At 59.8% G+C, this 22,858-nt stretch carries 22 protein-coding genes, 1 tRNA gene and 1 pseudogene; 8 read left to right on the top strand and 16 right to left on the bottom strand.

Annotation, left to right across the window (positions count from 1 at the left end):
- The first annotated feature begins 61 nt into the window (after positions 1 to 61).
- Entirely contained in the window at positions 62 to 1,162 is a 1,101-nt protein-coding gene (locus tag P3C50_RS20930) for a GGDEF domain-containing protein (protein WP_275547516.1), read from the top strand.
- A 10-nt stretch (positions 1,163 to 1,172) separates the two neighbouring features.
- On the opposite strand, the gene P3C50_RS20925 is transcribed toward P3C50_RS20930, so the two are convergent.
- Positions 1,173 to 1,547 carry a hypothetical protein gene (locus P3C50_RS20925; RefSeq protein WP_275547445.1) on the bottom strand — a complete coding sequence of 125 codons (375 nt, stop codon included), beginning with the start codon at positions 1,545 to 1,547 and terminating at the stop codon, positions 1,173 to 1,175.
- A 195-nt stretch (positions 1,548 to 1,742) separates the two neighbouring features.
- Between P3C50_RS20925 and P3C50_RS20920 the strand changes: the two genes are divergently transcribed.
- Positions 1,743 to 3,371: a hybrid sensor histidine kinase/response regulator gene (locus tag P3C50_RS20920; RefSeq protein WP_275547444.1), complete on the top strand. Its 1,629-nt coding sequence runs from the start codon at positions 1,743 to 1,745 to the stop codon at positions 3,369 to 3,371.
- Between the two features lie 3 nt (positions 3,372 to 3,374).
- Here the strand turns inward: P3C50_RS20920 and P3C50_RS20915 are convergent, their stop codons facing one another.
- Positions 3,375 to 4,010 carry a response regulator transcription factor gene (locus P3C50_RS20915; protein ID WP_275547443.1) on the bottom strand — a complete coding sequence of 212 codons (636 nt, stop codon included), beginning with the start codon at positions 4,008 to 4,010 and terminating at the stop codon, positions 3,375 to 3,377.
- A gap of 158 nt (positions 4,011 to 4,168) precedes the next feature.
- Here P3C50_RS20915 and P3C50_RS20910 point away from each other — a divergent pair, with 158 nt between their 5' ends.
- Positions 4,169 to 4,327, top strand: coding sequence for a YqaE/Pmp3 family membrane protein (locus P3C50_RS20910; protein WP_003084988.1), 159 nt, complete (start codon positions 4,169 to 4,171; stop codon positions 4,325 to 4,327).
- Between the two features lie 351 nt (positions 4,328 to 4,678).
- On the opposite strand, the gene egtD is transcribed toward P3C50_RS20910, so the two are convergent.
- Both egtD and egtB read right to left on the bottom strand, forming a co-directional pair.
- Complete coding sequence (gene egtD, locus P3C50_RS20905; protein ID WP_275547442.1) at positions 4,679 to 5,641, bottom strand: L-histidine N(alpha)-methyltransferase; 963 nt, start codon at positions 5,639 to 5,641, stop codon at positions 4,679 to 4,681.
- A gap of 2 nt (positions 5,642 to 5,643) precedes the next feature.
- Positions 5,644 to 6,927, bottom strand: a complete 1,284-nt coding sequence (egtB, locus tag P3C50_RS20900; RefSeq protein ID WP_275547441.1) for an ergothioneine biosynthesis protein EgtB — start codon at positions 6,925 to 6,927, stop codon at positions 5,644 to 5,646.
- Between the two features lie 291 nt (positions 6,928 to 7,218).
- On the opposite strand from egtB, the gene P3C50_RS20895 reads away from it, so the two are divergent.
- Together P3C50_RS20895 and P3C50_RS20890 are read left to right on the top strand one after the other, a co-directional pair.
- The gene (locus tag P3C50_RS20895; RefSeq protein WP_275547440.1) at positions 7,219 to 7,470 is read left to right on the top strand and encodes a helix-turn-helix transcriptional regulator; all 252 of its coding nucleotides are present in this window, start codon (positions 7,219 to 7,221) and stop codon (positions 7,468 to 7,470) included.
- Positions 7,470 to 8,666 (top strand): type II toxin-antitoxin system HipA family toxin, encoded by a 1,197-nt coding sequence (locus tag P3C50_RS20890; RefSeq protein ID WP_275547439.1) that lies wholly within the window; start codon positions 7,470 to 7,472, stop codon positions 8,664 to 8,666. The genes P3C50_RS20895 and P3C50_RS20890 overlap by 1 nt, the downstream gene beginning before the upstream one ends.
- Before the next feature lie 607 nt (positions 8,667 to 9,273).
- Here P3C50_RS20890 and P3C50_RS20885 read toward each other — a convergent pair.
- The 10 genes and pseudogenes from P3C50_RS20885 to rpsU all read right to left on the bottom strand — a co-directional run bounded on the left by P3C50_RS20885 (position 9,274) and on the right by rpsU (position 18,591).
- Complete coding sequence (locus P3C50_RS20885) at positions 9,274 to 10,041, bottom strand: hypothetical protein (protein ID WP_275547438.1); 768 nt, start codon at positions 10,039 to 10,041, stop codon at positions 9,274 to 9,276.
- A gap of 156 nt (positions 10,042 to 10,197) precedes the next feature.
- Positions 10,198 to 10,533, bottom strand: a complete 336-nt coding sequence (locus P3C50_RS20880; RefSeq protein ID WP_275547437.1) for a hypothetical protein — start codon at positions 10,531 to 10,533, stop codon at positions 10,198 to 10,200.
- Entirely contained in the window at positions 10,524 to 10,760 is a 237-nt protein-coding gene (locus P3C50_RS24190; protein ID WP_343252591.1) for an ABC-three component system middle component 6, read from the bottom strand. The genes P3C50_RS20880 and P3C50_RS24190 overlap by 10 nt, the downstream gene beginning before the upstream one ends.
- Entirely contained in the window at positions 10,757 to 11,338 is a 582-nt protein-coding gene (locus P3C50_RS20875) for a hypothetical protein (RefSeq protein WP_275547436.1), read from the bottom strand. Before P3C50_RS20875 ends, P3C50_RS24190 begins: the two co-directional genes overlap by 4 nt.
- Positions 11,339 to 11,814: 476 nt before the next feature.
- Positions 11,815 to 12,585 (bottom strand): annotated as a pseudogene (locus tag P3C50_RS20870) (NERD domain-containing protein).
- 161 nt (positions 12,586 to 12,746) lie between these two features.
- Positions 12,747 to 13,868 carry a Fic family protein gene (locus tag P3C50_RS20865; protein ID WP_275547435.1) on the bottom strand — a complete coding sequence of 374 codons (1,122 nt, stop codon included), beginning with the start codon at positions 13,866 to 13,868 and terminating at the stop codon, positions 12,747 to 12,749.
- Positions 13,869 to 14,107: 239 nt separating this feature from the next.
- Positions 14,108 to 14,184: transfer RNA gene (locus P3C50_RS20860), tRNA-Ile, on the bottom strand.
- A gap of 127 nt (positions 14,185 to 14,311) precedes the next feature.
- Positions 14,312 to 16,159, bottom strand: coding sequence for an RNA polymerase sigma factor RpoD (gene rpoD / locus P3C50_RS20855; protein ID WP_197856904.1), 1,848 nt, complete (start codon positions 16,157 to 16,159; stop codon positions 14,312 to 14,314).
- A 67-nt stretch (positions 16,160 to 16,226) separates the two neighbouring features.
- A complete protein-coding gene (dnaG, locus tag P3C50_RS20850; RefSeq protein WP_275547434.1) occupies positions 16,227 to 18,230 on the bottom strand; it encodes a DNA primase in 2,004 nt (667 codons plus the stop codon).
- A 145-nt stretch (positions 18,231 to 18,375) separates the two neighbouring features.
- A complete protein-coding gene (gene rpsU / locus P3C50_RS20845; RefSeq protein ID WP_003290642.1) occupies positions 18,376 to 18,591 on the bottom strand; it encodes a 30S ribosomal protein S21 in 216 nt (71 codons plus the stop codon).
- A gap of 203 nt (positions 18,592 to 18,794) precedes the next feature.
- On the opposite strand from rpsU, the gene tsaD reads away from it, so the two are divergent.
- Positions 18,795 to 19,820, top strand: a complete 1,026-nt coding sequence (gene tsaD / locus P3C50_RS20840; protein ID WP_275547429.1) for a tRNA (adenosine(37)-N6)-threonylcarbamoyltransferase complex transferase subunit TsaD — start codon at positions 18,795 to 18,797, stop codon at positions 19,818 to 19,820.
- Positions 19,821 to 19,911: 91 nt separating this feature from the next.
- Here the strand turns inward: tsaD and plsY are convergent, their stop codons facing one another.
- On the bottom strand, positions 19,912 to 20,481 hold the full coding sequence (gene plsY, locus P3C50_RS20835) for a glycerol-3-phosphate 1-O-acyltransferase PlsY (RefSeq protein ID WP_275547428.1): 570 nt from the start codon (positions 20,479 to 20,481) through the stop codon (positions 19,912 to 19,914).
- A gap of 74 nt (positions 20,482 to 20,555) precedes the next feature.
- Here plsY and folB point away from each other — a divergent pair, with 74 nt between their 5' ends.
- The gene (gene folB, locus P3C50_RS20830) at positions 20,556 to 20,912 is read left to right on the top strand and encodes a dihydroneopterin aldolase (RefSeq protein WP_275547427.1); all 357 of its coding nucleotides are present in this window, start codon (positions 20,556 to 20,558) and stop codon (positions 20,910 to 20,912) included.
- Complete coding sequence (gene folK / locus P3C50_RS20825) at positions 20,903 to 21,436, top strand: 2-amino-4-hydroxy-6-hydroxymethyldihydropteridine diphosphokinase (protein ID WP_275547426.1); 534 nt, start codon at positions 20,903 to 20,905, stop codon at positions 21,434 to 21,436. Before folB ends, folK begins: the two co-directional genes overlap by 10 nt.
- 155 nt (positions 21,437 to 21,591) lie before the next feature.
- Here folK and P3C50_RS20820 read toward each other — a convergent pair whose 3' ends face one another.
- Positions 21,592 to 22,821 (bottom strand): multifunctional CCA addition/repair protein, encoded by a 1,230-nt coding sequence (locus P3C50_RS20820; RefSeq protein ID WP_275547425.1) that lies wholly within the window; start codon positions 22,819 to 22,821, stop codon positions 21,592 to 21,594.
- Positions 22,822 to 22,858: the final 37 nt, after the last annotated feature.

Genomic DNA, 22,858 nt, shown 5'->3' with positions numbered 1-22,858 from the left:
GTTGCCTGAAGGTGTGCAGCGCGGGGGCTGCGCACCGTCGCAGGTGGTGCTGGGCAATAAAATGGGCGATGGCAACTATAACGATCACAGGGATGTAGGTGCAGGGCACAGCGACGGCCTTCTGGAGGCTGGCAAGCGCGCACTGGTGCGTACCATCCTGCTCGCCACCGGCCTGACCCTCGGTGGCTTTTCGATCCTGCAGGCGCTGGCCGGCAACTATCCGTTCGCCATCGTTGAAGTGTTGTTCACGGCCTTGCTGCTGCTCGGTGCCTGGCGCATCGAACGCGCCAGGCATCTGTACTTGTGGATCTACCTGTACCTGATCCCGACCTTCTGCTTCATCCTCTACATCATCGTCATGCCGGATGCGTCCTCGGCGGCGTTCGTCTGGCTGTACATGATTCCGCTGCTGGCCTACCTGCTGCTGGGCAAGCGTCGCGCCTTCCTGCTCACTGCGCCGTTCATGCTCGCCGGCCTGCTGCTGTACTTCGCCGACAACCACCTGAACCTGGACACTCATGGCCTGATCGACGTCGGCAACGCCGCTCTGTGTGGCGTATTGATCCTGGTCTTCGTGCATATCTACGACGGCCTGCGCATGCAGGCCTACGAGGAGCTGGAGCGCCTGGCGCAGACCGACTCGCTGACTGGCGTGGCCAGCCGCGGCAGCTTCCAGCACGCGCTGCAGCGCAGCATCCAGGAGGCCGAGCGCAGCAGCGGGCATCTGGTGCTGGTGCTACTCGACGTCGACCACTTCAAGCAGGTCAATGATCAGTGGGGGCACGATGCCGGCGACATGGCGCTGCAGCACATCTGCCAGCTACTGCAGCAGCGTCTGCGCGTGACCGACTTTCTCGGGCGCCTGGGCGGGGAGGAATTCGGCCTGCTGCTGCGCCATACCGACAGCGCGGGCGCCGAACCGCTGGTGGAAAAGCTGCGCAAGCAGATCGCCAATCAACCGCTGGAGTACGACGGTGCTCAGATCGCACTGTCCGCCACCTTCGGTTTGGCCGCCTGGCCGAGGGATGGCCGCAGCGCTGCCGAGCTGTACCGCACCGCCGATCGCCGCCTGTACAGCGGCAAGCAGCGCGGGCGTAATCAACTGGTCAGCGCCGACCTGCCGCCTGAGCTACTACTGGACAAGCTCGACGTTCGGCTTTGAATGGCGTTTGTCAGCGCGACGCGCTGGCTGGCGCCGCGGCGGGCACGCAAGGCTGCTGGCCGGCACCGGCAAGGGTCTCGACGTTGCTCAGCACGTTATGGCCCTGGTTGACCTTCTGTGCGTTCTCCGCGACCTGCATGCGCTGGGCGTAAGTGGCGGAGTTGCCGTTGAGGCTGTGCTGGGTCTCGAGCACGGTATTGGCCATGTCCAGCAGGCTGCGCCCGGTGGCGATCAGGCTGCTGGTCGCGGTCGGGGCGCATGGGTCGCTGGCCAGCTGGGTGTTCTGCAGCCCCTGGGTTTGCGTGTTCTGCGCCAGGCATCCGCTCAGCGAGGCCTGTGCAACGGTACTCAGGACGATCGCCAGGCTTCGTTCCTTGATGTTCATCAGACATTCCCTTCAATGACCGTGCCCCAACCCGGTGCCGAGGCGTTGCCCGGATTCTAGGAACGACGGCGGCAGGCACGAAATAGTACGGGTGTACTGATGGCGAATCGCCTGCCAACCAGTTCCTTGCACCGGTGGCAGACTCCGGCCTAAGGTGCCGGCAGACAAGATGAGAGCGGTCAGCAGGGGGTTGCCATGACCAGGAAGGTTTCCGCCTATGACACAGAGCGCGCCCAGGCCGGGGTGCGCATGATCTTCGTGGCCGTTGCCGGCTGCTACACCGCAGCGCTGTATCATTTTTCCCTGATCGACCCGGCGCTGGTGTGGAAGATCTTCCTGCTCAAAGGCCTGTTCTGCGTCGTGGCCACGCTGATCTGGTCCGATATCCTGCGTCGTCCGGGGCACTATCGCGGGCGGCGGCTGTTCACCATGCTCACCGACTACGCCGGTATCACCGTGGCACTGGCAAACGGCGGCGCGGCCATGCTGCCGGTCTACGCGATCCTGATCTGGGTCACCATCGGCTACGGCCTGCGCTACGGCTCCGGTTACCTGCTGCTGGCCACGGTCATGGCGCTGCTGTCGCTCACGGTGACCGCCAGCACCTCGCCTTACTGGCAGTCGCAGCCCTACCTGATCGTCACGCTGCTGCTCACCACCATCATGGCGCCGGCCTACATGCACGCCCTGCTCAGGCGCTCGCGTCAGGCGGCCGAGGCCGAGCAGGCGGCTATCCGCGCCAAATCGCAGTTTCTCGCCCAGGCCAGCCACGATCTGCGCCAACCCATTCATTCCATCAGCCTGTTCACCGCCTGCCTGCGTGACAGCAGTCTGGGCGCCGAGCAGCGGCGCCTGGTGGAGAACATCGACAAGTCGCTGCACAGCGTCGCGCGCCTGTTCCGCACCATTCTCGACATGTACTCGCTCGATAGCGGCAAGGTGGTACCGCAACTGGAGCCGCTGGCGTTGCGCCCTCTGCTTGAGCAACTGATCCAGCAGAATGCCGAGGCGGCGCGTTGGGCCGGCGTCGAAGTACGCCTGCGCTGCCCGCCGATTCACGTGCGGGCCGATCCGGTGCTGCTCACCACCATGCTGCAGAACCTGCTTTCCAATGCCCTGAAATACGCTCCCGGCAAGCCGCTGCTGATCGCCTGCCGGCGCCGCGGGCCAGGCGTTGCCATCGAGGTCTACGACAAGGGGCGCGGTATTGCCGCCGACCATCTGGACAGTGTCTTCGAAGAGTTCTACCGCGTGCGCCAGGAGCGAGACAGCGACGTCGAGGGCATGGGCCTGGGCCTGGCGATCGTCAGACGGCTGGGCGCGCTGATGGACATGCGCGTGAATATTCATTCGGTGGAGGCGCGCGGCACGCGGGCGCTGATCGACGGCCTGCAGCGGGTCGAAGCGCCCAGTGCGAAACCGGCTACCTGGCGTAGTGATCCGCAAATGCCGCGTATGCTCGATGGTTTGCGCGTGTGCCTGATCGAGGATGACCACAACGTGCTGCTGGCCACCGCGACCTTGCTACAGAAATGGGGCTGCGAGGTTGCCACCTTCAACACGCTGCCCGATGCGTCGAGGCATTTCGATCTGGTGGTGACGGACTTCGACCTCGGCACCGAGGCCTCGGGCGCCGACTGTATTCAGCACCTGCGTCGCAGCAGCGGGCGCAAGGTGCCGGCGATCATCATGACCGGCCACGACGTGCGTCGTGTGCAGGAACAGGTGGGTGACAGCGATATCCCGATTCTGTCGAAGCCGGTGCAGCCCGCCGAGCTGCGCTCGCTGCTGGTGGCGCTGAAACTCAAGCTCAAGGCCGCGTGAGGGTCACACCAGCCCGGCCTTGGCACCCTTGGCCGCGGCTGCGGCGCGCGTGCTGACGTCCAGCGTGCGCAGCAGCGAGGAAACATGGATGCGCGCGGTGAAGGGAGAGATCGCCAGCTCGCGGGCAATTTCCTTGTTCGACAGGCCGCGCACCACCAGTCGCAGAACCTCCTGCTGCCGCGGCGTCAGCTGTTCCAGCAGGTGGCGGTCTTCGGCGAAGGCCGGCACGCCGGCGGGGCCCAGGGTCAGGACGAACTCACCTTCGCGCACGGCCAGTAGCGCAGCGGCGATTTCATCAGGTGGCGTCGCCTTGCCGATGAAGCCATCGGCGCCTGCGGCCATCACTTCATCGATCAGCTCGCGGTTGTCGATCATCGACACGACGACGATCGAACTGCGCGCAAACGCCTCCCGCAATGCGCTGATGGCCTGCGGTGATTGACCGGGGAAGAGCAGGTCGAGCATGAACAGGCTCGGCGCCGTGCCGGCGTGCGCCAGGTGCAGCACGTCGTCCATGTCTCCGGCTTCGAGGAGGCACGCCTGGGGAAAGACGCGCTGGGCGATGCGGCACAGACCATCGCGGAAAACCGGATGATCATCGGCGACGATGATGCGTTCTTGTTGTAATTGTTCAGGCATATGGGCGATTCCATCCTGGCGCCAGACTAAAGTCATATCCCCGCTGGTGCCAGTGGCTGGTTCTCAGTACTGCAGCAGGCGTCGTCATCGCGAATGAACTGCAAGGCGCTGCCTTGGGTCTGTTTCAGTACCCCTTATGGAACGTAAAGGAGTACCACATGGACCTAATCCGCATCCTCATCGCCATTCTGCTGCCACCGCTGGGCGTGTTCCTCCAGGTGGGTTTCGGCGGCGCGTTCTGGCTGAACATCCTGCTCACCCTGCTCGGTTACATCCCCGGCATCGTCCACGCGGTGTACATCATCGCCAAGCGCTGAGGTCCATAAGCCGCCAAGCCAAGGCACCCTCTCTTGTAGGAGCGAATTTATTCGCGATAGGCCCGACTCGGTGCCCAAACATGATCGCGAATAAATTCGCTCCTACACGGCGATCACTCCCGCTGCAAAAAATGCACGCTGAACAACTGCGCCAGGTCGCGCCACATGGCGCCCGAGGCGAGGCCACATTCACCGTTAGGTTGCGTCCCAGGCATCGTCCTCATCGCCAAACGCCGAGACCCACATGCAACGAAGCCAAGGCATCCTCTTTCTGTAGGAGCGAATTTATTCGCGATAGGCCCGACTCGGTGCCCAAACTAGATCGCGAATAAATTCGCTCCTACACGGCCATTATTCCCGCCGCAAAAAATGCACGCTGAACAACTGGGCCGGGTCGCGCCACATGGCGACCGAGGCGAAGCCGCATTCACCCGCCAATCCACAAAAGCCGCTCGGCGTGTATTTGTAGGAGTTCTCCGTGTGCAGGGTTTCGCCGGCGGCGAAGTCGAACACGCGATCCTCGATGCGTACCTGTTGCGCTTGTTTGCTGATCAGGTGCATTTCGATACGCGACTCGGCCTCGTTGAAAAAGGCCCGATGCTCGAAGCGCCGCGGGTCGATATCACTGTCCAGCTCGTTGCGGATGCGCTCGAGCAGGTTGAGGTTGAACAGCGCGGTCACCCCGGCCGCATCATTGTAGGCGCGCTCCAACACCTGCCGGTCCTTCAGCAGGTCCACGCCGATCAGCAAGCCGCTGCCGGCCGGCAGCGCCCGATGCAAATTACGCAAAAAGGCACGGGCTTCATCCGGGTCAAAATTGCCGATGCTGGAACCGGGGAAGAACGCCAGCGGCCGTTGCCCCAGCGCCTCGGCAGGCAATTTCAGCGGCTGGCTGAAGTCCGCGCACAGCGCGTGCACGTCGAGCCAGCGATAATCGGCGGCCAGGCGACGGGTGCAGATATCCAGAAACTCGCGGGAAATATCGACGCCCAGGTAACGCGTTGGGCGCAGGGCTTCGAGCAGCAGACGAATCTTGCGGCTGGCGCCGCTGCCTAGCTCCACCAAGCTGGCGTTGCGCCCGGCCAGCTCGGCGATATCGTTCGCCGCCAGGCGCAGGATGGTCTCCTCGGTGCGCGTCGGGTAGTACTCCGGTTGCTGGCAGATCAGCTCGAACAGCTGCGAGCCGCGGTGATCGTAGAAGAACTTCGGCGACATCGCCTTCGGACTGGCCGCGAAGCCGCGCAACACCTCTTCGCGCAGGCTTTCCTGTTCCGGGCTGATGGACTGTTCGTTGGTGCGGATTGCCAATGCCATGCTCAGAGCTCCTTGGCCAGGCGCAGGCCGGAGAACTGCCAGCGCATGGTGGGGTAGAAGAAGTTGCGATAGGTGGGGCGAACGTGATCCTCGGGGGTGGCGCAGCTGCCGCCGCGCAAAACCATCTGCCCGGACATGAACTTGCCGTTGTATTCACCCAGGCTGCCGCCCAGCGGACGAAAGCCGGGATAGGGCCGGTAAGCGCTGGCGGTCCATTCCCACACATCGCCATAGAGCTGCTGCAGGCCATTGCCGGCGCCCGCGGCTACCGGCTGCAGATGATCGTTCTCGACGAAGTTGCCCCACAGCGGTTCGTCCTGCGCGGCAACTTCCCATTCTTCTTCGCGCGGCAGGCGCGCCTGCGCCCAGGTGGCGAAGGCCTCGGCCTCGAAGTAGCTCAGGTGACAGACCGGTGCATCCAAATCCAGCTCGCGCGGGCCGCCCAGGGTCAGCTCCAGCCAGTCGTCGCCCTCGCGTTGCCAGTACAGCGGCGCCTGCCAGCCGGCGCGCTGGATATGGTCCCAGCCATCCGCCAGCCACAGCGCCGTGCTGCGATAACCGCCGTCGCGGATGAACTCCAGGTATTCGCCATTGCTCACCGGCCGGCTGGCGAGCTGAAAGGCCTCGACGAACACCCGATGGCGCGGCCGCTCGCAGTCGAAGGCGAAGTCGTCGCCGGCATGGCCGACATGGCGCAAGCCGGCGGGAAAGTTAACCCAGCGCAGCTCGCTCGCCTCGGCGCCGCCCGGCATGAGGTCGTGGCGATAGACCGGGCGCAACGGGTTCTGCGCCAGGATGTGCTTGATATCCATCAGCAGCAGCTCCTGATGCTGCTGCTCATGCTCCAGCCCCAGCTCGACCCGCTGCAGCACCTCGTCATTGAGGTCGGCTCCCATGCTGTTGAGCAACTGCTCCATCGCCAGATCGACATGGCTGCGATAGGCGTACACCTCGCTTACCGCCGGCCGCGACAACAAACCACGCCGCGCCCGCTCGAAGGGCGTGCCGTGGGTCTTGTAGTAGGAATTGAACAGATGGTCGTAGCGCTCATCCAGCGGGCGATAGCCGCGCAGGAAGGGCTGCAGCACGAAGGCCTCGAAGAACCAAGTCACATGCGCCAGATGCCATTTCGGCGGGCTGACGTCCGGCATGCTCTGGATCACGTAATCCTCGGCTTCCAGCGGCTCGCAGAGGCCTTCCGTGGCAGCGCGTACCCGCTGATAACGCTGCCATAGCTGTTCGAGTTGCAGTTGTGAAACGTCGATTCTGCTGGCGCGGTTCGGCATATCGCGCATCCTTTGCTGGCGTCGCAAAGCGCGACGGTTCTTTAAGCCGACTGGGCGAGAGGGGCAAAGGTTCAGGGAAAAATGTGGCGTTAATATGGCAGGGGTGCAAACGGGGGCAGTTAACCGTAGGGGCGTTGGGTCTCCAAAAAACTGGGCGAGGCTGCCATCTGTATGGCATCGGCTGCCTCGCCTAGGGTTTTCAGTGGCCTGTACGAGCAACCTGATTCGCTTTGCTTTCTCGGATAGTTCGGTATACGTTACATTTAATATGATTTGTTACGTATAAAGAACATGGACTATGCCCTCATCACGCTACGACTTGGCGATCAGCTTCGGCAGCGCCGTCTTAATCGCGGGCTGACGCAGGCTGCGCTCGCTTCGCTGGCGGGTATCACGCGGCAAAAGGTCATTGCCATCGAGAAGGGCGATCTCACGGTGGGGATGACGGCCTATGCACGCGCCCTGGCAGCCCTCGATGCCGAACTCGAGGTGGTTCCAGCAGCCATGCCCACGCTGGACGAAATACAGGGAGTGTTCGATTGATGACAGCCGTGCTGCAGGTTGCAACGCCTGAGGGCGATAGCGGCAAGGTGCTTGCCAGTGGCACTGACTATCTGTTCCGCTACCACGAGAATGCCAAGGCGCAGGCAGCGATCAGCTTGCTCATGCCGGTACGCCTGGACGAATACCGCCATCGGGAACTGCACCCCATTTTCCAGATGAACCTGCCGGAAGGCTACGTCCTTGAACAGCTACGCAACCGCCTGGCCAAGGTGGCCAACCTTGACCCGATGTTGCTGTTGGCGCTGTCTGGCAGCAGTTCGCCTATCGGGCGGGTGACGGTCAGTTCGCCTGACGTGGATGCGTTGCTGCGCAGACAGCAATTCCCCGGCGAAAAACTGGAAGAAATCCTCGCCTGGGATGGAGCAGAAGATATTTTTGCCAGCCTGGTGGATCGCTACATCCTGCGCGCCGGGATTTCGGGCGTTCAGCCCAAGGTGCTGGTGCCGGAGCACCAGGGCGCGATGCCGCAACGCTTCACCTCGAAAACCTCCGAGCTGATCATCAAGAGCGGTCGAGACGAGTTTCCAGGGCTGGCGATCAACGAGTTCCTTTGCATGTCCATCGCCAAAGAGGCGGGCATCGCGGTGCCGGAATTCTACCTTTCCGACAACGCCAAGTTGTTCGTCATGCGCCGTTTCGACCGGGATAAACAACTCAACCCCATCGGCTTCGAGGACATGGCGGCCTTGATGGGGCTGGCTGCGCAGCAAAAGTACAGCAAGAGCTATTCAGCCATCGCCAAGGCCATCCGCCTGTTCTGTGCGCCCGAGCAGGTGCAAGGCTCGCTGGCACAGCTATTCGCCATCGTCACCCTGAGCTGCATCGTCGGTAACGGCGATGCCCATCTGAAAAACTTCGGGCTGCTGTATTCCAACCCGACCCAGCGCGATGCGCGGTTGGCACCGGCCTACGATATCGTCAATACCACTGCCTATATCTCAGAGGACGTTTTGGCGCTGGATCTCGTAGGCAACAAGTCGCTCTTCGCGTCGCGCCAAGGGCTGCTGGATTTTGCTCAAGTCTGTGATGTGGCGCGGCCAGAAGAATTGATCCGCGAGCAGTTGCAAGCACTGGAACGAGTGCTGGCGCGCTCAACCGAGCTGAGCGAACAAGCACCGCATGTGGTCGCGGCAATCAGGCAGTGTGCCAGGCCTTTTATGCAGAGCTTTGGTTAGTGGAGGCAGATTTGAGGTCGCAGTGCAGGGAGGAACGATGGACAGACCAAGCTTTTCAGCGGTAAATCGTGGTCTGTCCCTGGTTGTTCTGCGCTAGATATAAAGGCATGGATATTGAGGACGGTTTAATGTTTGCTAGGTACGATATATGGTAAAGAGATCCATTTAAATTATTTGATCTTGAAAAATTTGTCATCAGCAGAAAGCGTGAGCACTACATTCTCTTTCAGGAAAATTTTGCTCAAGCCATATAATTTATCACTCAGGATCGAGACGACTGTTTGGATCTTTCTCGAATTTGCAATCATGAAGAGCGCTTTTAATTTCTCCTCGTCTGCCGACTCTAGATAATCTTGGACTGTAAACGAGATAAATCTTGAGCTTCTTTTATTGCCAAAATCAACGTAAGCCATATCAAACGCCATCGCGGCAGCTCTTGGTGCGCCGTCACCAGTGTTTAGCTCTTCATACTTGATGGAGAATCGTAGTTTTCCGGAGCCGTCGTCACATGCTAACAGCTCATTATAATGTGAGCCGAATATTTTCTTGGTTATGAAACGGTAGCTTTTATTGAATGCTGCTAGTTTGGTATCGAAGTCCGTATGACTTAATGCAATATCTTTACGAATATCTTCTTGTTTTTTGACTTTTCTTTTATTATTTTTTCTGAGTTTCTTACTTCGTCAATAATGAAGGTTATTCTTCCTCGCTCCTCGCGCTTATTTTGAATTTCCTTCTCGATTAGGATGAATCCGCTAAACTGGCTATCCCTTGAAATATCTTTGACAACCTTCTTTTCGGTATCAAGTTTATTCCCGAGCTCAGTTTTTAAGTCATAAATTTCATCTCTAACCGCTTTGCTCAGTTCTTCAACGTATTTCGCTTTTCTAAACATTATCGAGTTATGGAATTCAATAGTCTGCTCAAGGGTTTTAGTTAGGTTGGGGATTACTGCTTTTGCTTCGTTATAAAGTGCAGAGATCGCATTAATGTCAGCTTCAACAATGTTGTGCTTATATCTTTCGATTGTTTTTTGATTGTGAAATAACTTTGTTTCTAAGTTGGCAATTTTTGTAGAAATTAGTGCCACATCCTGCCTGGATTGCTTAAGGTTCGAAATTGCATGGTTTTGGCTGTCAACAATGTCGTAGTCATCCTCGCGGGATTCTAAGTCTGAAATTTGGGAGTCAATTTCTTTAAGGGTGGATTCTAAAGCTTCGATTTTATGGCCGCCAAGCAGCGCCTTAATGCGCTCTTTCTCGGATATTATTTCGTCATCAATAAGGTTTAGATCCTGAATACTATTGATTCCGTCAAATCCATACAGGTATGAATATATCAATGAGTATTCATTGTCGCTTGTGTAGGCGGTCAAATATTTGATTGAGCTGTTGCACGTCTGGCGATTAATTCTGAAGAATTTATTCTTAATAGCACCGTAAGTCGGTTGGCTTCGGTGGTAGCCAAATAATTTTGCGACCTCATTTTTGTATTTTTCGCTACCGTGGAAAGGAGCACCATTGATAAAATTTTAGCTCTTTATTACGTCGCGATTCTTTTGAGCTTGTGCGAAAAGAGTTCTGCTGAGCTTATGTAGGCCGGAGGCAAGCTTAAGTGTAAGCTCAAATCGAACTGTTCCCTTGGTAAGGAAGTCTTTTATTTGCTCATTTATTTTGCCATTGTCGGGGTCGACCCAAAAGCTGTCGTGGGATCCGCCGAGGCAAAAATTTATGGCTCTAAGAGAGCTACTTTTACCGACCTGATTTCCATTTGCACCTGAGTTGGTGATGATGTTTATTCCGTCTTTGAATTCAATGCGCCGAATTTCCTTCTCGCCATCGAATACAGATAGTAGCTTCAGTTGCATAGACTAATATCGCCGGATTTAGTTAGCTCAATGCATCCAGCAATGAAAAGCCAATCTAGAGCATACATGAAGTATGCAAAAGAGACTTCGTCATAGGCTAGATTGAACTCACGATGCAAAAGCAGTGGGCTCATCTCGCTAAAGTTGTTGTTTTTAAGGGTGGAGAGAATTTGTCCGCCTATTATATATGGGCTTTTGGCGGGGGATTGTGCATTGCTTAAAATCATTTCGGTGGCTCTAAAATTTTGCAATTTATAAAGCCGTAGCAAACTATGAGCTCTTTGGCTGAGTGCACGATCTCAATGGTGGCGCCGTCAAAGCCTTCGAAAGTTTCATCAATAAGTTTCGAGACTTTGAGTAGAATTCGGTCGGAATTGTTTTTAATAAATTCAAAAATTTCGCTTTTGTTTGTTGTGCGAATACTGCCTTCTATAAGCAGTTCTTTCTTTGCTTGCTTGTACTTTTGTTGAATGGCCCAGAGAAACCGGCTCTTCGCACCTGGGTCTTCGTTATCAATGCTCTCAATTAAGGCCTCTATCAGGCCCATGTGACCACTGTATTCTCGAATGTCTTCCGCATACGCAGCTACAGCGTTATACTCAAGCTTCTCGTCTACTCCAAGATAGTCGACGATTTCGCCATCGATTGATTCTTCAGGCTTGTATGCTTCGATAATTTTAATTAACAGCGGATTTAATATGGAGGTTACTTTTGAGAGGGCGGTTATGGTGACGCTCACTTCGCCGCCATTGTTGTTTACTGCTATTCCGCCGTTATTTGCTTCGGCTGTCTGAGATTTAGTCATCTCATTTGGGCCTATTAACGGTTACGTTAACACTTCCTTTGCCTGTCGAGTTGACAGCGGTGCCGCCATTGTCAGCAGTTGCAGTGACGCCACTAGACTTCGATCCTACATGCGCCACAATCAGCACTATGAAACAGAATACGGTAGCCCCTAGACTATAGATGTACGACTTGCAACAGCAGCTCAGGGGGTAGGTGATTTAAAAGATCTGACTTAATCCATTCGCGATAGAAAGAATAGAGCAGACCGGTTGCTAGCGCCCCCAAACCACATCCAACGCCAAGTGATGCTTTCAAGAAACTGAGCATTCTTCGCCCTCCGTAGCCATTATGGTCGGTCAAAGAGGCTATCTATGACCCTAGTCGTCTGATCTTACACTGCCAGCACCTACAGCGCAGCGACGGGACGCTGAAGACCTACCATTAAAGAATGCCAGTATTTGGGGACAGACCATGATTCTCTGCTTTCCTTTGCATCTATAAGCTCTGCATCGTTCGGCACTTGGGAAACCCCGAGCATCCCCAAAACTGCTGCCCAGCCTTAGGTCCTGTCTTCACGGTACGAATCAGCAGTGCGCTGCCGCATTTCGGGCATTGCCGCTCGGCTGTCGGATCGCTCCGGCGCTTCAGGTTTTGCACATGCTCGCGGTGGGTGGCGAGGGTAGGTGCACGGCGGCCGGTTTGCAGGGCGTGCAGCATGGCGTCGACTTCAGCCGCGCTGAAGACTGGCTGCTGGAATGACTAGATATAGCGGATAAAGCCAATGCCCTGAGTGACGTTGGCCGGCACTTCGGTCTTGAAGGTGCTGCCGCCGACGAAGGTGATGACCGAATGCAGGTGTTCGGGGTTGACGCCAAGGGTGGCTTCTAGCGCTTTGAGATGCTTGTAGTTCTGCGGCAGCGGGTTCTGGAACTTGAAGGTGCGTTTGTAGAGCTTCTGCGTCCACTGCGCCTGCTTCTCGCTGCCGAAGATCCAGCCGCTCATGTTCTTCGTTTCCAGCACGAAGATGCCGTAGGGCGAGAGGAATACGTGGTCGATCTGCGTGGTGCCGTCTGGCGTGTTCAGGGTGACGTTGTGCAGGCGGCGGTAGGTCTGCTTGTCCAGCTGCCAGTGGGCGAACAGGCGCACCAGCAGTTCGCCGATCTGCCCCTTGGCCCAGGGCGATTTGAGCAGGCCGATCAGCAGAGCTGCGGGGATAAACCAGGTCAGCATGCCCCAGACCTGAGCGACTATCGGGCTGTAATCCATTTTCTTCCTTGAGCCGAGCTGCTTGATGGAGAGGCGAGCAGGTGTGCCGAAATCCAGATGCCTGGTACTGAGCCGATAATGGCCAATTGCTTTCGAGTGCTCAAGGGGATCGCGACCATTGTCCTATGGCGCGATGACGCACCAGGGGCGAAGGACTCAGCTCAGCGTGCTATCTGGTAACGGGTACTACGCCCGCCGCCGGGCAGTCGTTCGATGCAGCCCTTTTCGAGTAAATCGCCCAGGTGACGTGTGGCGGTGGCTTTGGATACCTTGGCCAAGGCTTGGTACTGGGCTGCGCTGATACCGTCCTCAAAACCCCGTTCGCCGCCATCGAGCAGGCGGTTAAGCACTTTGATCTGCTCCGCCGATAGCGTTTGGCTGCGGTGTGCCTGCCAGAAGCGCGCCTTGACCAGCACGCGGTCGATACGAGCAAGGGCCTGCTCCAGGCTGTTGAGTAAGGTGGCGAGAAACCACTGCAGCCAGGCGGTGATATCCAGCCCGCCTTTCTGGCTGGCTTCGAGGATGCGGTAGTAACCGGCGCGGTCGTCGAGGATGCTCGCCGACATGGCGTAGAAGCGGATGGCTTGTTGCTCGCCCTGAGCCAATGCCAGATCGGTGATGGCGCGCGTAAGGCGGCCGTTGCCGTCATCCAACGGGTGCAGGGTCACGAACCAGAAGTGGGCGATGCCGGCGCGCAGAAAGGGGTCAAGGCTGGCATCGCTGCGGCTGCTATCGAACCAGGCGAGAAAGTCCGCCAATTGCGCTTCCAGCCCCGCGCGGGGAGGGGCTTCGAAATGGACTGTCGGGCGGTCGATGCGTCCGGAAACCACCTGCATCGGCTCTTCGCCGCGCAGTGTGCCGATGTGTAACGGTCGAGCCAGCAGTTGGTCATCGCTGGGGAATAGCCAACGGTGCCAGGTAAAGAGTCGCTGTTCGTTCAGCGGTTGTTGATGCGCATGGGTGGCATCGAGCAGCAGTTCCGCCAGGCCTTCGGAACGTGAGGTGGTGCGACCCTCTTCGTTCAGCCCCAAGCGCCGTGCCAGTGATGAGCGCACCGAGCCGACATTCAGCTGCTCACCCTCGATGGCTGAAGAAGTGACGATGTTCTGCAGCATGGCATCCAGGCTGCTCTGCACTTCGGTGTCATTGCCCACCGCACCGAGCATTCCTAACAAACGCCCCTGAGCCTGACCGCAAGCGCGCAGCAGCGGAGCAAGCGCTTCGCCTTGCCAACTGAAATGCGGCCAGTCGGGCTGCTGCCAGATCCAGAGAGGGTCATTCATAGGGGCGTGCATCTGTGAGCCGATTAGTGAGCCTATTCGGCTCATTCAGTGAGCCGATAATGCCGGCTATTCGGCTCACTGTCTAATCGCTCCCATGCCGCGCGGCTATAGAGTTGGCATCCCGGATGCTTTTTATAGCCTTTGGGGGCGGGTGGACGCTTGTGGGCGGCGGGACGGCGTTGCAGCGATTTTTTTTCATCGCAGAAACACCAAAGCCGCGCAGTGCGCGGCTTTGAAGGTGGTGGGCCCACACGGACTCGAACCGTGGACCAAAGGATTATGAGTCCTCTGCTCTAACCAACTGAGCTATAGGCCCTCAGAGGTCGGCGGATTATACCGATGCGTTCTCGCCAGCGCCAACCGCTTGATCTGGCTGGATAAAGGTTTCGTGTGCAATGTGCTTCACAAAGCAAAACCCCCGGCCTGGGCCGGGGATTCTGGTATCACTCGTCGAGGAAGGAGCGCAGATGCTCGCTTCGCGTCGGGTGACGCAGCTTGCGTAGCGCCTTGGCTTCGATCTGGCGGATACGTTCACGGGTGACGTCGAACTGTTTGCCCACTTCCTCGAGGGTGTGGTCGGTGTTCATGTCGATACCGAAGCGCATGCGCAGGACCTTGGCTTCACGGGCAGTGAGGCCGGCCAGCACTTCGCGAGTGGCTTCCTTGAGGCTTTCGACGGTGGCCACGTCGATCGGGGACTGCATGGTGCTGTCCTCGATGAAGTCGCCCAGATGCGAATCTTCGTCGTCGCCAATCGGGGTTTCCATGGAGATCGGCTCTTTGGCGATCTTCAATACCTTGCGGATCTTGTCCTCGGGCATTTCCATGCGCTCACCCAGCTCTTCCGGAGTGGGCTCGCGACCCATTTCCTGCAGCATCTGACGGGAGATGCGGTTGAGCTTGTTGATCGTCTCGATCATGTGCACCGGGATACGGATGGTGCGCGCCTGGTCGGCGATCGAGCGAGTGATCGCCTGGCGAATCCACCAGGTGGCGTAGGTCGAGAACTTGTAGCCGCGACGGTATTCGAACTTGTCCACCGCCTTCATCAGGCCGATGTTGCCTTCCTGGATCAGGTCGAGGAATTGCAGGCCGCGGTTGGTGTACTTCTTGGCGATGGAGATGACCAGACGCAGGTTGGCCTCGACCATTTCCTTCTTGGCGCGGCGAGCTTTCGCTTCACCGATGGACATGCGACGGTTGATGTCCTTGATCTCGGCCAGGCTCAGGCTGCACTCGGCTTCCAGATCAGCCAGCTTCTGCTGGCAGCGCTGGATGTCGCCCTGCAGGTTGCCCAGGGCTTCGGCGTACTTGGCCTTGCCTTTGGCCAGGTCGCCGGCCCAGTCCATGTCGATTTCGTTGCCCGGGAACAGGCGCAGGAAGTCGGCACGCGGCATGCGCGCATCACGTACGCACAGCTGCATGATGGCGCGCTCTTGCGCACGCAGGCGGTCCAGGGCATCGCGCACCTGGGTGACCAGGGCTTCGTACTGCTTGGGCACCAGCTTGATCGGCATGAACAGCTCGGCGAGGGCGGCCAGCTCTTCGATGGCCTGCTTGCTGCCACGGCCGTGCTTCTTCAGGGCCTTCTGGACCTTGTCCTGCTGCTCGGCCACGGCGGTGAAACGGCGAGCCGCTTCTTCCGGGTCCGGGCCGCCATCGCCTTCTTCTTCCTCGTCGTCGCCGTTCTCGTCTTCTTCTTCGTCGTCGCTTTCTTCAGCGGCGGCGCCTTCCTTGACGGGAACGGGGGCGGCAGCTTCGTCAGGCACGCTGCCGTCATCCGGGTCGATGTAGCCACTGAGGACTTCGGCCAGGCGGCCGCCTTCGGTGGTGACGCGGTTGTACTCGGCGAGGATGCCGTCGACAGTGCCGGGGAAGTGAGCGATGGCGCTCATGACTTCGCGGATGCCTTCCTCGATGCGCTTGGCGATTTCGATCTCGCCTTCGCGGGTCAGCAGTTCCACGGTACCCATTTCGCGCATGTACATGCGCACCGGGTCGGTGGTGCGGCCAATATCGGTCTCAACGGCGGCGAGGGCGGCAGCGGCTTCTTCTGCTGCAGCCTCGTCGGTGTCGGCTTCGGCCAACAACAGGGCGTCCGCATCCGGAGCACTCTCGAATACGTTGATCCCCATGTCGTTGATCATGCGGATGATGTCTTCCACCTGTTCCGGATCGGAAATATCTTCCGGCAGGTGGTCATTGACCTCCGCGTACGTCAGGTAACCCTGCTCGCGACCACGGCTGATCAATTCTTTCAAACGAGATTGCTGTTGCGCTTTTACGGACATAACACCCTATCCACTGAAGGTCTTGGCGGGCTGAAAACAAGCCGAGGATTATACCTCGGTTTTGGCTCTAGGCGCCAGTTGGGGACTTGCTGCTCGGTGAGGAAGTGAGGCTGTAGTGCTCTCTGAGCAATGTCTTTTCCTCGTCTGTGAGCTCGCTGGGGCTTTTATGAATGATGCTGCGGAGCGCCTTTTCACGCCGCCTCTGCGATTGACTATTTGCAAGTGTAGTAATGGTGTCGAAAAACTGCTGTTCAAGGTTGTCGCCCTGAATCAGCCATTCCTTTTCTGCCAGTGCCCTTAGCAGGCGACCTTGCTCGGTGCCGTGCCAGCGGGCGATCAGTTGCAGCGAGCGCAGGTTGGGCGCCTTCTGCAGAGCGCCGACCAGCGCTACGAGAAGTTGCGCGTAGGTGTCCTCTTCGTCGGCGAAGTGGCTGACATCCTCGACCTTTTGCGCCAGCTGCGGATGGTGCAGCAGGGTGCGCAGGGCAATCAGATGTGGTGATTCGACGCTCACCGCAGTACGCGGGCCACGTGGCACGAAATCGCCCTTTCCCTTCTTGTTCCACTTGCCGCCGCCGTCTTTCTTCCAGCTGCCTTTGCCGCCTTCGTTGTTGCGCTCGTAATGTTGCTGCTGGGGTGGGGCAGGCTGCTCGTAGCCGCCGACATCCGGCAGGTTGTCGTAGTAGCCGCTATCGGCAATGTCGCCGTAATCCGGGTAGTCGCTGCTGGGCGCATGGTTGGGTGTGCTTGGCGCATGGCTGCGTGGGGCGCTGGCGACCTGGCTCATGGCTTCGCCGGAAAGGCCGGTGATCTCGCTCAGACGCTGGCGCATCAGGGCGCGTAGGTTGTTGCCGGGAATCTTGTCGATCAACGGCGCGGCCAGGGTCACCAGATGCGCCTTGCCTTCCAGCGAGCGCGGGTCGGCTTCTTCGCACAGTTGCTGGAAGAAGTAGTCGGCCAGTGGCTGGGCATGCTGGTTGATGCGCGCGCGGAAAGCATCGGTGCCTTCGGCGCGTACCAGGGTGTCCGGGTCTTCGCCGTCGGGCAGAAACAGAAAGCGTGCGCGGCGGCCATCCTGCAGGCTCGACAGTGTCGATTCCAGGGCGCGCCAGGCAGCGTTGCGCCCGGCGGCGTCGCCGTCGAAGCAGAACAGCACGCTGGGCACGATGCGGAACAGGCGCTTGAGGTGCTCCTCGCTGGTGGCCGTGCCCAGGGTCGCCACGGCATTGCGCAGGCCCTGTTGGGCAAGGGCGATGACATCCATGTAGCCTTCGACCACCATGATCTCGTCGAGATCACGGTTGTGCTTGCGCGCCTCGTACAGGCCGTAGAGTTCCTGACCCTTGTGGAATACCGGGGTTTCCGGTGAGTTCAGGTACTTGGGCTTGTCGTCGCCCAGCACGCGGCCGCCAAAGGCGATCACCCGGCCGCGGCTGTCGCGGATGGGGAACATGATGCGGTCGCGGAAGCGGTCGTAGCGCCTGCCGTTTTCGGCGTTCTCGATCAGCAGGCCGGCGTCGATCATGACTTTCTGCTGTAGGGCGTCGGCGCCCAGATGCTTGAGCAGGTTGTCCCAGCCGGGCGGCGCGAAGCCGATGCCGAAGTCACGGGCGATCTCGCCGGTTAGGCCGCGGCCCTTGAGATAGTCCACGGCGTACTTGCGCTGTGGATGGCTTTTCAGGGCCTGGCGATAGTGCTCGGCGGCGGCATTGAGCAGCGGATAGAGTGGCGAGTCGACAGGCTGCCTGGGTTTGTGTCCGCGGCCGCTTTCCTCGCGCGGCACGTCCATGCCGGCGCGCTTGGCCAGTTCCTCGATCGCCTGGGGGAACTCCAGTTGATCGTGGTCCATGACGAAGCCGAGGGCATTGCCGCCGGCGCCGCAGCCGAAGCAGTAGTAGAACTGCTTGTCCGGGCTGACGGTGAAGGAGGGGGTCTTTTCCTTGTGGAAAGGACAGCAGGCGCTGTAGTTCTTGCCGGTCTTCTTCAGCTGGATGCGCGAACTCACCACATCGACGATGTCGGTGCGGTTGAGCAGGTCATCGATGAAGGATTGCGGGATCAGGCCGGCCATAGACGCTCAGCATACTGCCCGGCGCAGGCGCTGGACAACGGATGGGTAGAAAAGCAAAAACTCCGCTCACTCGCTAAGCGCGAGGCGGAGTTTTCAAATGCAATGCCCGGCATAAGCCGGGCATTCGAGCGTGGCGTGTACGTTATTAGTACAGGCGAACGCTGCGGCGCTGCTCGCGCTGCACTTTCTTGGCGTGACGCTTAACAGCGGCAGCGGCTTTGCGCTTACGCTCAGCGGTCGGCTTTTCGTAGAATTCGCGGCTGCGAACTTCAGCCAGTACACCGGCTTTTTCGCAGGAGCGCTTGAAACGACGCAGAGCTACGTCGAAGGGTTCGTTCTCTTTAACTTTGACGGCTGGCATCCAGGTCGTACCTATCTTTAATTACCGGTTTCAACGCGTGCCCGGCAGATGGCTCGGGATGCGTCGGTTTTCAAGGGTTGCGGATGTTACCGCCTCGTCGCGCGGAATGCAAAGCCCTTAGGTCGAAAAGCGCTGGTCGCTCCGCCGGGCGGCGCTTATCATGCGCGCCTTTGTTCCACGCGGCAAACCAAGGTTCAAGCTCTATGCTCGTACTGGGATTGGAAACTTCCTGCGATGAAACCGGCGTCGCGCTCTATGACAGCGAGCGCGGCCTGCTGGCTGACGCCCTGTTCAGCCAGATCGACCTGCACCGTGTGTATGGCGGCGTGGTGCCCGAGTTGGCCTCGCGTGATCACGTCAAACGCATGCTGCCGCTGATCCGCCAGGTGCTGGATGAAGCGGGCAAGCAGGCCAGCGATATCGATGCACTGGCCTACACGGCGGGCCCCGGCCTTGTCGGGGCGCTGCTGGTGGGCGCTTCCTGCGCGCAGGCGCTGGCCTTTGCCTGGGGCATTCCGGCCGTCGGCGTGCACCATATGGAAGGTCACCTGCTGGCACCGATGCTGGAAGAACAGCCGCCGGCCTTTCCGTTCGTCGCCTTGCTGGTGTCCGGCGGCCACACCCAGCTGGTGCGGGTCGATGGCATCGGTCAGTACCAATTGCTCGGCGAGTCGCTGGACGATGCCGCCGGTGAGGCCTTCGACAAGACTGCCAAGCTGATGGGGCTGAATTACCCCGGCGGCCCGGAGATCGCCAAGCTGGCGGAACAGGGCACGCCGGGGCGCTTCGTCTTCCCGCGGCCGATGACTGATCGTCCGGGCCTGGATTTCAGTTTCAGCGGCCTGAAGACCTTCGCCTTGAATACCTGGCAGCAATGCCGTGCTGGCGACGACGACCTCGACCAAGCCCGTCGCGACATCGCGCTGGCCTTCCAGCAGGCAGTGGTTGAGACTCTCACCATCAAGTGCAAGCGCGCGCTCAAGCAGAGCGGGCTGAAGAGCCTGGTCATCGCGGGTGGCGTGAGCGCCAACAAGGCGCTGCGTGAGCATCTGGAACGCATGCTGGGTGAAATGAAGGGCAAGGTGTTCTACGCGCGTCCGCGTTTCTGCACCGACAACGGTGCGATGATTGCCTATGCCGGTTGCCAGCGTTTGCTGGCCGGGCAGCATGAAGATCTGGCGATCAAGGTAAAGGCGCGTTGGCCGATGGAGTCGCTGCCAGCGCTGTGAGCGCCCCAAGGGATTACGCGTAGGAGCGAGCTCTGCTCGCGAACCGGAAAATTCGCGAGCAGAGCTCGCTCCTACAGTTTTTGTTATCGAATCAAAAACGCCGCTCGCGACCGGCGAACAGATCGCGCAGATTGCTGCGGTGCCGCCACACGATCAAACCGGTGAGTACGCAGGCCGGTAACAAGGCCTCCGGTTGTTGCCAGGCCAGCAGCGGTAGCGTCAGCGGCGTGGCAATTAGCGATGCCAACGAGCTGGTACGGGTCAGCAGGAACACCAGCGCCCAGGCAGTCAGGGCAAGCAAGGCGGCCGGTGGATAGAGGCCGAGCAACATGCCGGCGGCAGTGGCCACGCCCTTGCCGCCACGAAAACGGAAGTACAGCGGGTAAAGATGGCCGACGACCGCCGCCAGCCCGATCCAGGCCTGCTGGTGCAGGCTGAGGCCGAACAGCTTGGCGATCAGGATCGGCAGCAGGCCTTTGAACAGGTCGCCGATCAGCGTCATGACGGCGAGTTTCTTGCCGGCCACGCGCAGCATGTTGGTGGCGCCGGGGTTGCCCGAGCCACTGGCACGCGGGTCAGGCCCGCCAGCGAGTCGGCTGAGCAGGATGGCGAAGGACAACGAACCGAGCAGGTAGGCAAGGATTGCCAGAAGCCAGAACATGGTGGCCATTCCAGGGCATGGGGTGGCCCGATTCTAACGAGGTGCAGCGCCCTTGTCGTGGCGCGGAGAGTACGGTGGACAGAGTATTTATCGAGGGGCTGGAAGTCGACACGGTGATCGGCGCCTACGATTGGGAGCGCGACATTCGCCAGTGCCTGCGTCTGGACCTGCAGATGGCCTGGGACAACCGCCCGGCCGCAGCGGGTGATGACCTCAATCTGGCGCTCGACTACGCCAGCGTGTCCACGCGCATCCAGGCCTTCGCGGCCGAATCGCAGTTCATTCTGGTCGAGACCTTCGCCGAGCGCCTGGTGCAGCTCCTGATGGATGAGTTCGATATTCCCTGGATTCGCCTGAAACTGACCAAGCCCGGTGCAGTGCCGGCCGCACGTGGCGGCGTGGGTGTGGAGATCGAGCGCGGATGCCTCTGACTCGCGTCTATCTCGGCCTCGGCAGTAATGTGCAGCGTGAGGCTCACCTTGCTGCCGGGCTCGATGCATTGGCTGGCCTGCTCAGTGACATGCGCTGCTCGCCTGTCTTCGAAAGCCATGCGGTGGGCATCAAGAGCGGCAATTTCTTCAACCTGGTGGTGGTCGGCGAAACCGCGCTGCCGCTGCTGGAGCTGGATCGCCGGCTGAAGTTCATCGAGGCCGATAACGGCCGCTACGCGCCGGACCGCAAGGGCCTGCCGCTGGATATCGACGTGTTGCTGTATGGCGAGCAGGTCGGCAACTTCAACGGCCTGATCCTGCCGCGGGCGGAAATTCTCAAGAACGCCTTCGTGCTCTGGCCGCTGGCCTTGCTGGCGCCGCAGGTGTGCCACCCGGTCGATGGTCGTTCGTTCGCCGAACTCTGGGCCTCGGCGCAGATCGATCAGCAGTTATGGCCGACTGCCTTCCAGTGGCGCGGCGCCGAGTTGACGCCGGCCGAACTGCTGCAGGCGCGCTCTTCGTAGCCCGGATGCAATCCGGGAGAACGGACGCTGGGAATGTCCCGGATTGCTTCCGGGCTACGGGTTGGCGTTGATCGGTAGGAGCGGATTTATCCGCGAAAAGGCGGGCCGCGGAGCTGTGATGATCGCGGCTGAAACGGAATGCCGCCCAGCCGCTCCTACGAGGCGTGCTGCTGTTTGTAGGCCTTGAGCGCCTGCAGGCGTTCGCGGTTGAGCGCCTCGCCCAGCTCTGCGCCCTTGAAGCCCTTCTCCAGTAGCGGCTTGACCGCCACCTGCCGTGCTACCTCGGCTGCGCCCAGCAGGTAAGCGGCTTGTGGATAGTCCCGCTGTTCCAATCCCTGGCGGCCGCGGGCGTCCATCTCGCAGGCGGCGACGAATTCGGCGAAGCGCTGCGGGCGGCGGAACACGTCGAAGCGTTGCAGCAGCTCGAGCAGCGTCGAGGGGCGCAGCTCCAGCGCGCGGTGGCCGTGGGTATGAAACTCGCCCACCAGCGCTGCCAGTTCGGCGCAGTCGCGTGGCGCCTTGCAGCGTTCATTGATCGCCTGGATCAGGCGCAGCCCCTTGTGCTCATGAGCGATATGCCGCGGCCATTCGGCCTCCGGCGTCAACCCCTTGCCAACATCATGCAGCAGGCAGGCCCAGCGCACATTGAGCGGCTGGTCGTGCTCCGCACACTGGCGCAGCACGCTCAGCACATGCACGCCGGTGTCGACTTCGGGATGGTGCGCCTGCGGTTGCGGCACGCCGAACAACTTATCTACTTCCGGCAGCAGCGCCGCCAGCGCGCCGCAATCGCGCAGCACCTGGATGAACACGTCGGGGCGCGGCTCCATAAGCGCACGGGAAATTTCCTTCCAGCTACGTTCGGCGGTGAGATGGCCCAGTTCGCCGGATTCCGCCAGTTCGCGCATCAGTTGCAGTGTTTCTGGCGCGACGTTGAAGCCGAGCGGGGCATAGCGTGCGGCGAAGCGGGCGACGCGCAGTACGCGCAGCGGATCTTCGGCGAAGGCCGGGGACACGTGGCGCAGCAGGCGCGCCTGAAGATCCTGCTGACCGCCGTAAGGATCGATCAGCCTGCCCTGGTCGTCCTCGGCCATGGCGTTGACGGTCAGGTCGCGGCGGGTCAGGTCGTCTTCCAGCGTGACGTCGGGGCTGGCGTGAAAGGTGAAACCGCCATAGCCGCGGCCACTCTTGCGCTCGGTGCGTGCCAGGGCATATTCCTCGCCCGTCTGCGGATGCAGAAACACTGGAAAATCGGCGCCAACCGGGCGATAACCGAGCTCCTGCATCTGTTCCGCGCTGGCGCCGACCACGACCCAGTCCACTTCGCTGACGGGACGGCCGAGCAGGCGATCACGCACTGCGCCGCCGACTTTGTAGATCTGCATAGGTGTTCCTCCACTGAGTGCAGAGGATACCGAAGAT

Origin of the sequence: Pseudomonas sp. Marseille-Q0931 (assembly GCF_940789645.1) — a bacterium.
Lineage (GTDB): Bacteria > Pseudomonadota > Gammaproteobacteria > Pseudomonadales > Pseudomonadaceae > Aquipseudomonas.
Note: the sequence above shows the minus strand (reverse complement) of the source record. Positions and strands in the feature narration are given on the sequence as shown.

Coding starts and splice junctions, on each gene's coding strand:
- rpsU (WP_003290642.1), bottom strand. CDS start 18,591: ATGCCAGCCGTCAAAGTTAAAGAGAACGAACCCTTCGACGTAGCTCTG.
- P3C50_RS20920 (WP_275547444.1), top strand. CDS start 1,743: ATGACCAGGAAGGTTTCCGCCTATGACACAGAGCGCGCCCAGGCCGGG.
- P3C50_RS20875 (WP_275547436.1), bottom strand. CDS start 11,338: ATGACTAAATCTCAGACAGCCGAAGCAAATAACGGCGGAATAGCAGTA.
- P3C50_RS20895 (WP_275547440.1), top strand. CDS start 7,219: ATGGACTATGCCCTCATCACGCTACGACTTGGCGATCAGCTTCGGCAG.
- P3C50_RS20865 (WP_275547435.1), bottom strand. CDS start 13,868: ATGAATGACCCTCTCTGGATCTGGCAGCAGCCCGACTGGCCGCATTTC.
- P3C50_RS24190 (WP_343252591.1), bottom strand. CDS start 10,760: ATGATTTTAAGCAATGCACAATCCCCCGCCAAAAGCCCATATATAATA.
- P3C50_RS20915 (WP_275547443.1), bottom strand. CDS start 4,010: ATGCCTGAACAATTACAACAAGAACGCATCATCGTCGCCGATGATCAT.
- P3C50_RS20910 (WP_003084988.1), top strand. CDS start 4,169: ATGGACCTAATCCGCATCCTCATCGCCATTCTGCTGCCACCGCTGGGC.
- tsaD (WP_275547429.1), top strand. CDS start 18,795: ATGCTCGTACTGGGATTGGAAACTTCCTGCGATGAAACCGGCGTCGCG.
- egtB (WP_275547441.1), bottom strand. CDS start 6,927: ATGCCGAACCGCGCCAGCAGAATCGACGTTTCACAACTGCAACTCGAA.
- P3C50_RS20890 (WP_275547439.1), top strand. CDS start 7,470: ATGACAGCCGTGCTGCAGGTTGCAACGCCTGAGGGCGATAGCGGCAAG.
- folK (WP_275547426.1), top strand. CDS start 20,903: ATGCCTCTGACTCGCGTCTATCTCGGCCTCGGCAGTAATGTGCAGCGT.
- dnaG (WP_275547434.1), bottom strand. CDS start 18,230: ATGGCCGGCCTGATCCCGCAATCCTTCATCGATGACCTGCTCAACCGC.
- rpoD (WP_197856904.1), bottom strand. CDS start 16,159: ATGTCCGTAAAAGCGCAACAGCAATCTCGTTTGAAAGAATTGATCAGC.
- P3C50_RS20930 (WP_275547516.1), top strand. CDS start 62: ATGGGCGATGGCAACTATAACGATCACAGGGATGTAGGTGCAGGGCAC.
- P3C50_RS20925 (WP_275547445.1), bottom strand. CDS start 1,547: ATGAACATCAAGGAACGAAGCCTGGCGATCGTCCTGAGTACCGTTGCA.
- egtD (WP_275547442.1), bottom strand. CDS start 5,641: ATGGCATTGGCAATCCGCACCAACGAACAGTCCATCAGCCCGGAACAG.
- plsY (WP_275547428.1), bottom strand. CDS start 20,481: ATGTTCTGGCTTCTGGCAATCCTTGCCTACCTGCTCGGTTCGTTGTCC.
- P3C50_RS20880 (WP_275547437.1), bottom strand. CDS start 10,533: ATGCAACTGAAGCTACTATCTGTATTCGATGGCGAGAAGGAAATTCGG.
- P3C50_RS20820 (WP_275547425.1), bottom strand. CDS start 22,821: ATGCAGATCTACAAAGTCGGCGGCGCAGTGCGTGATCGCCTGCTCGGC.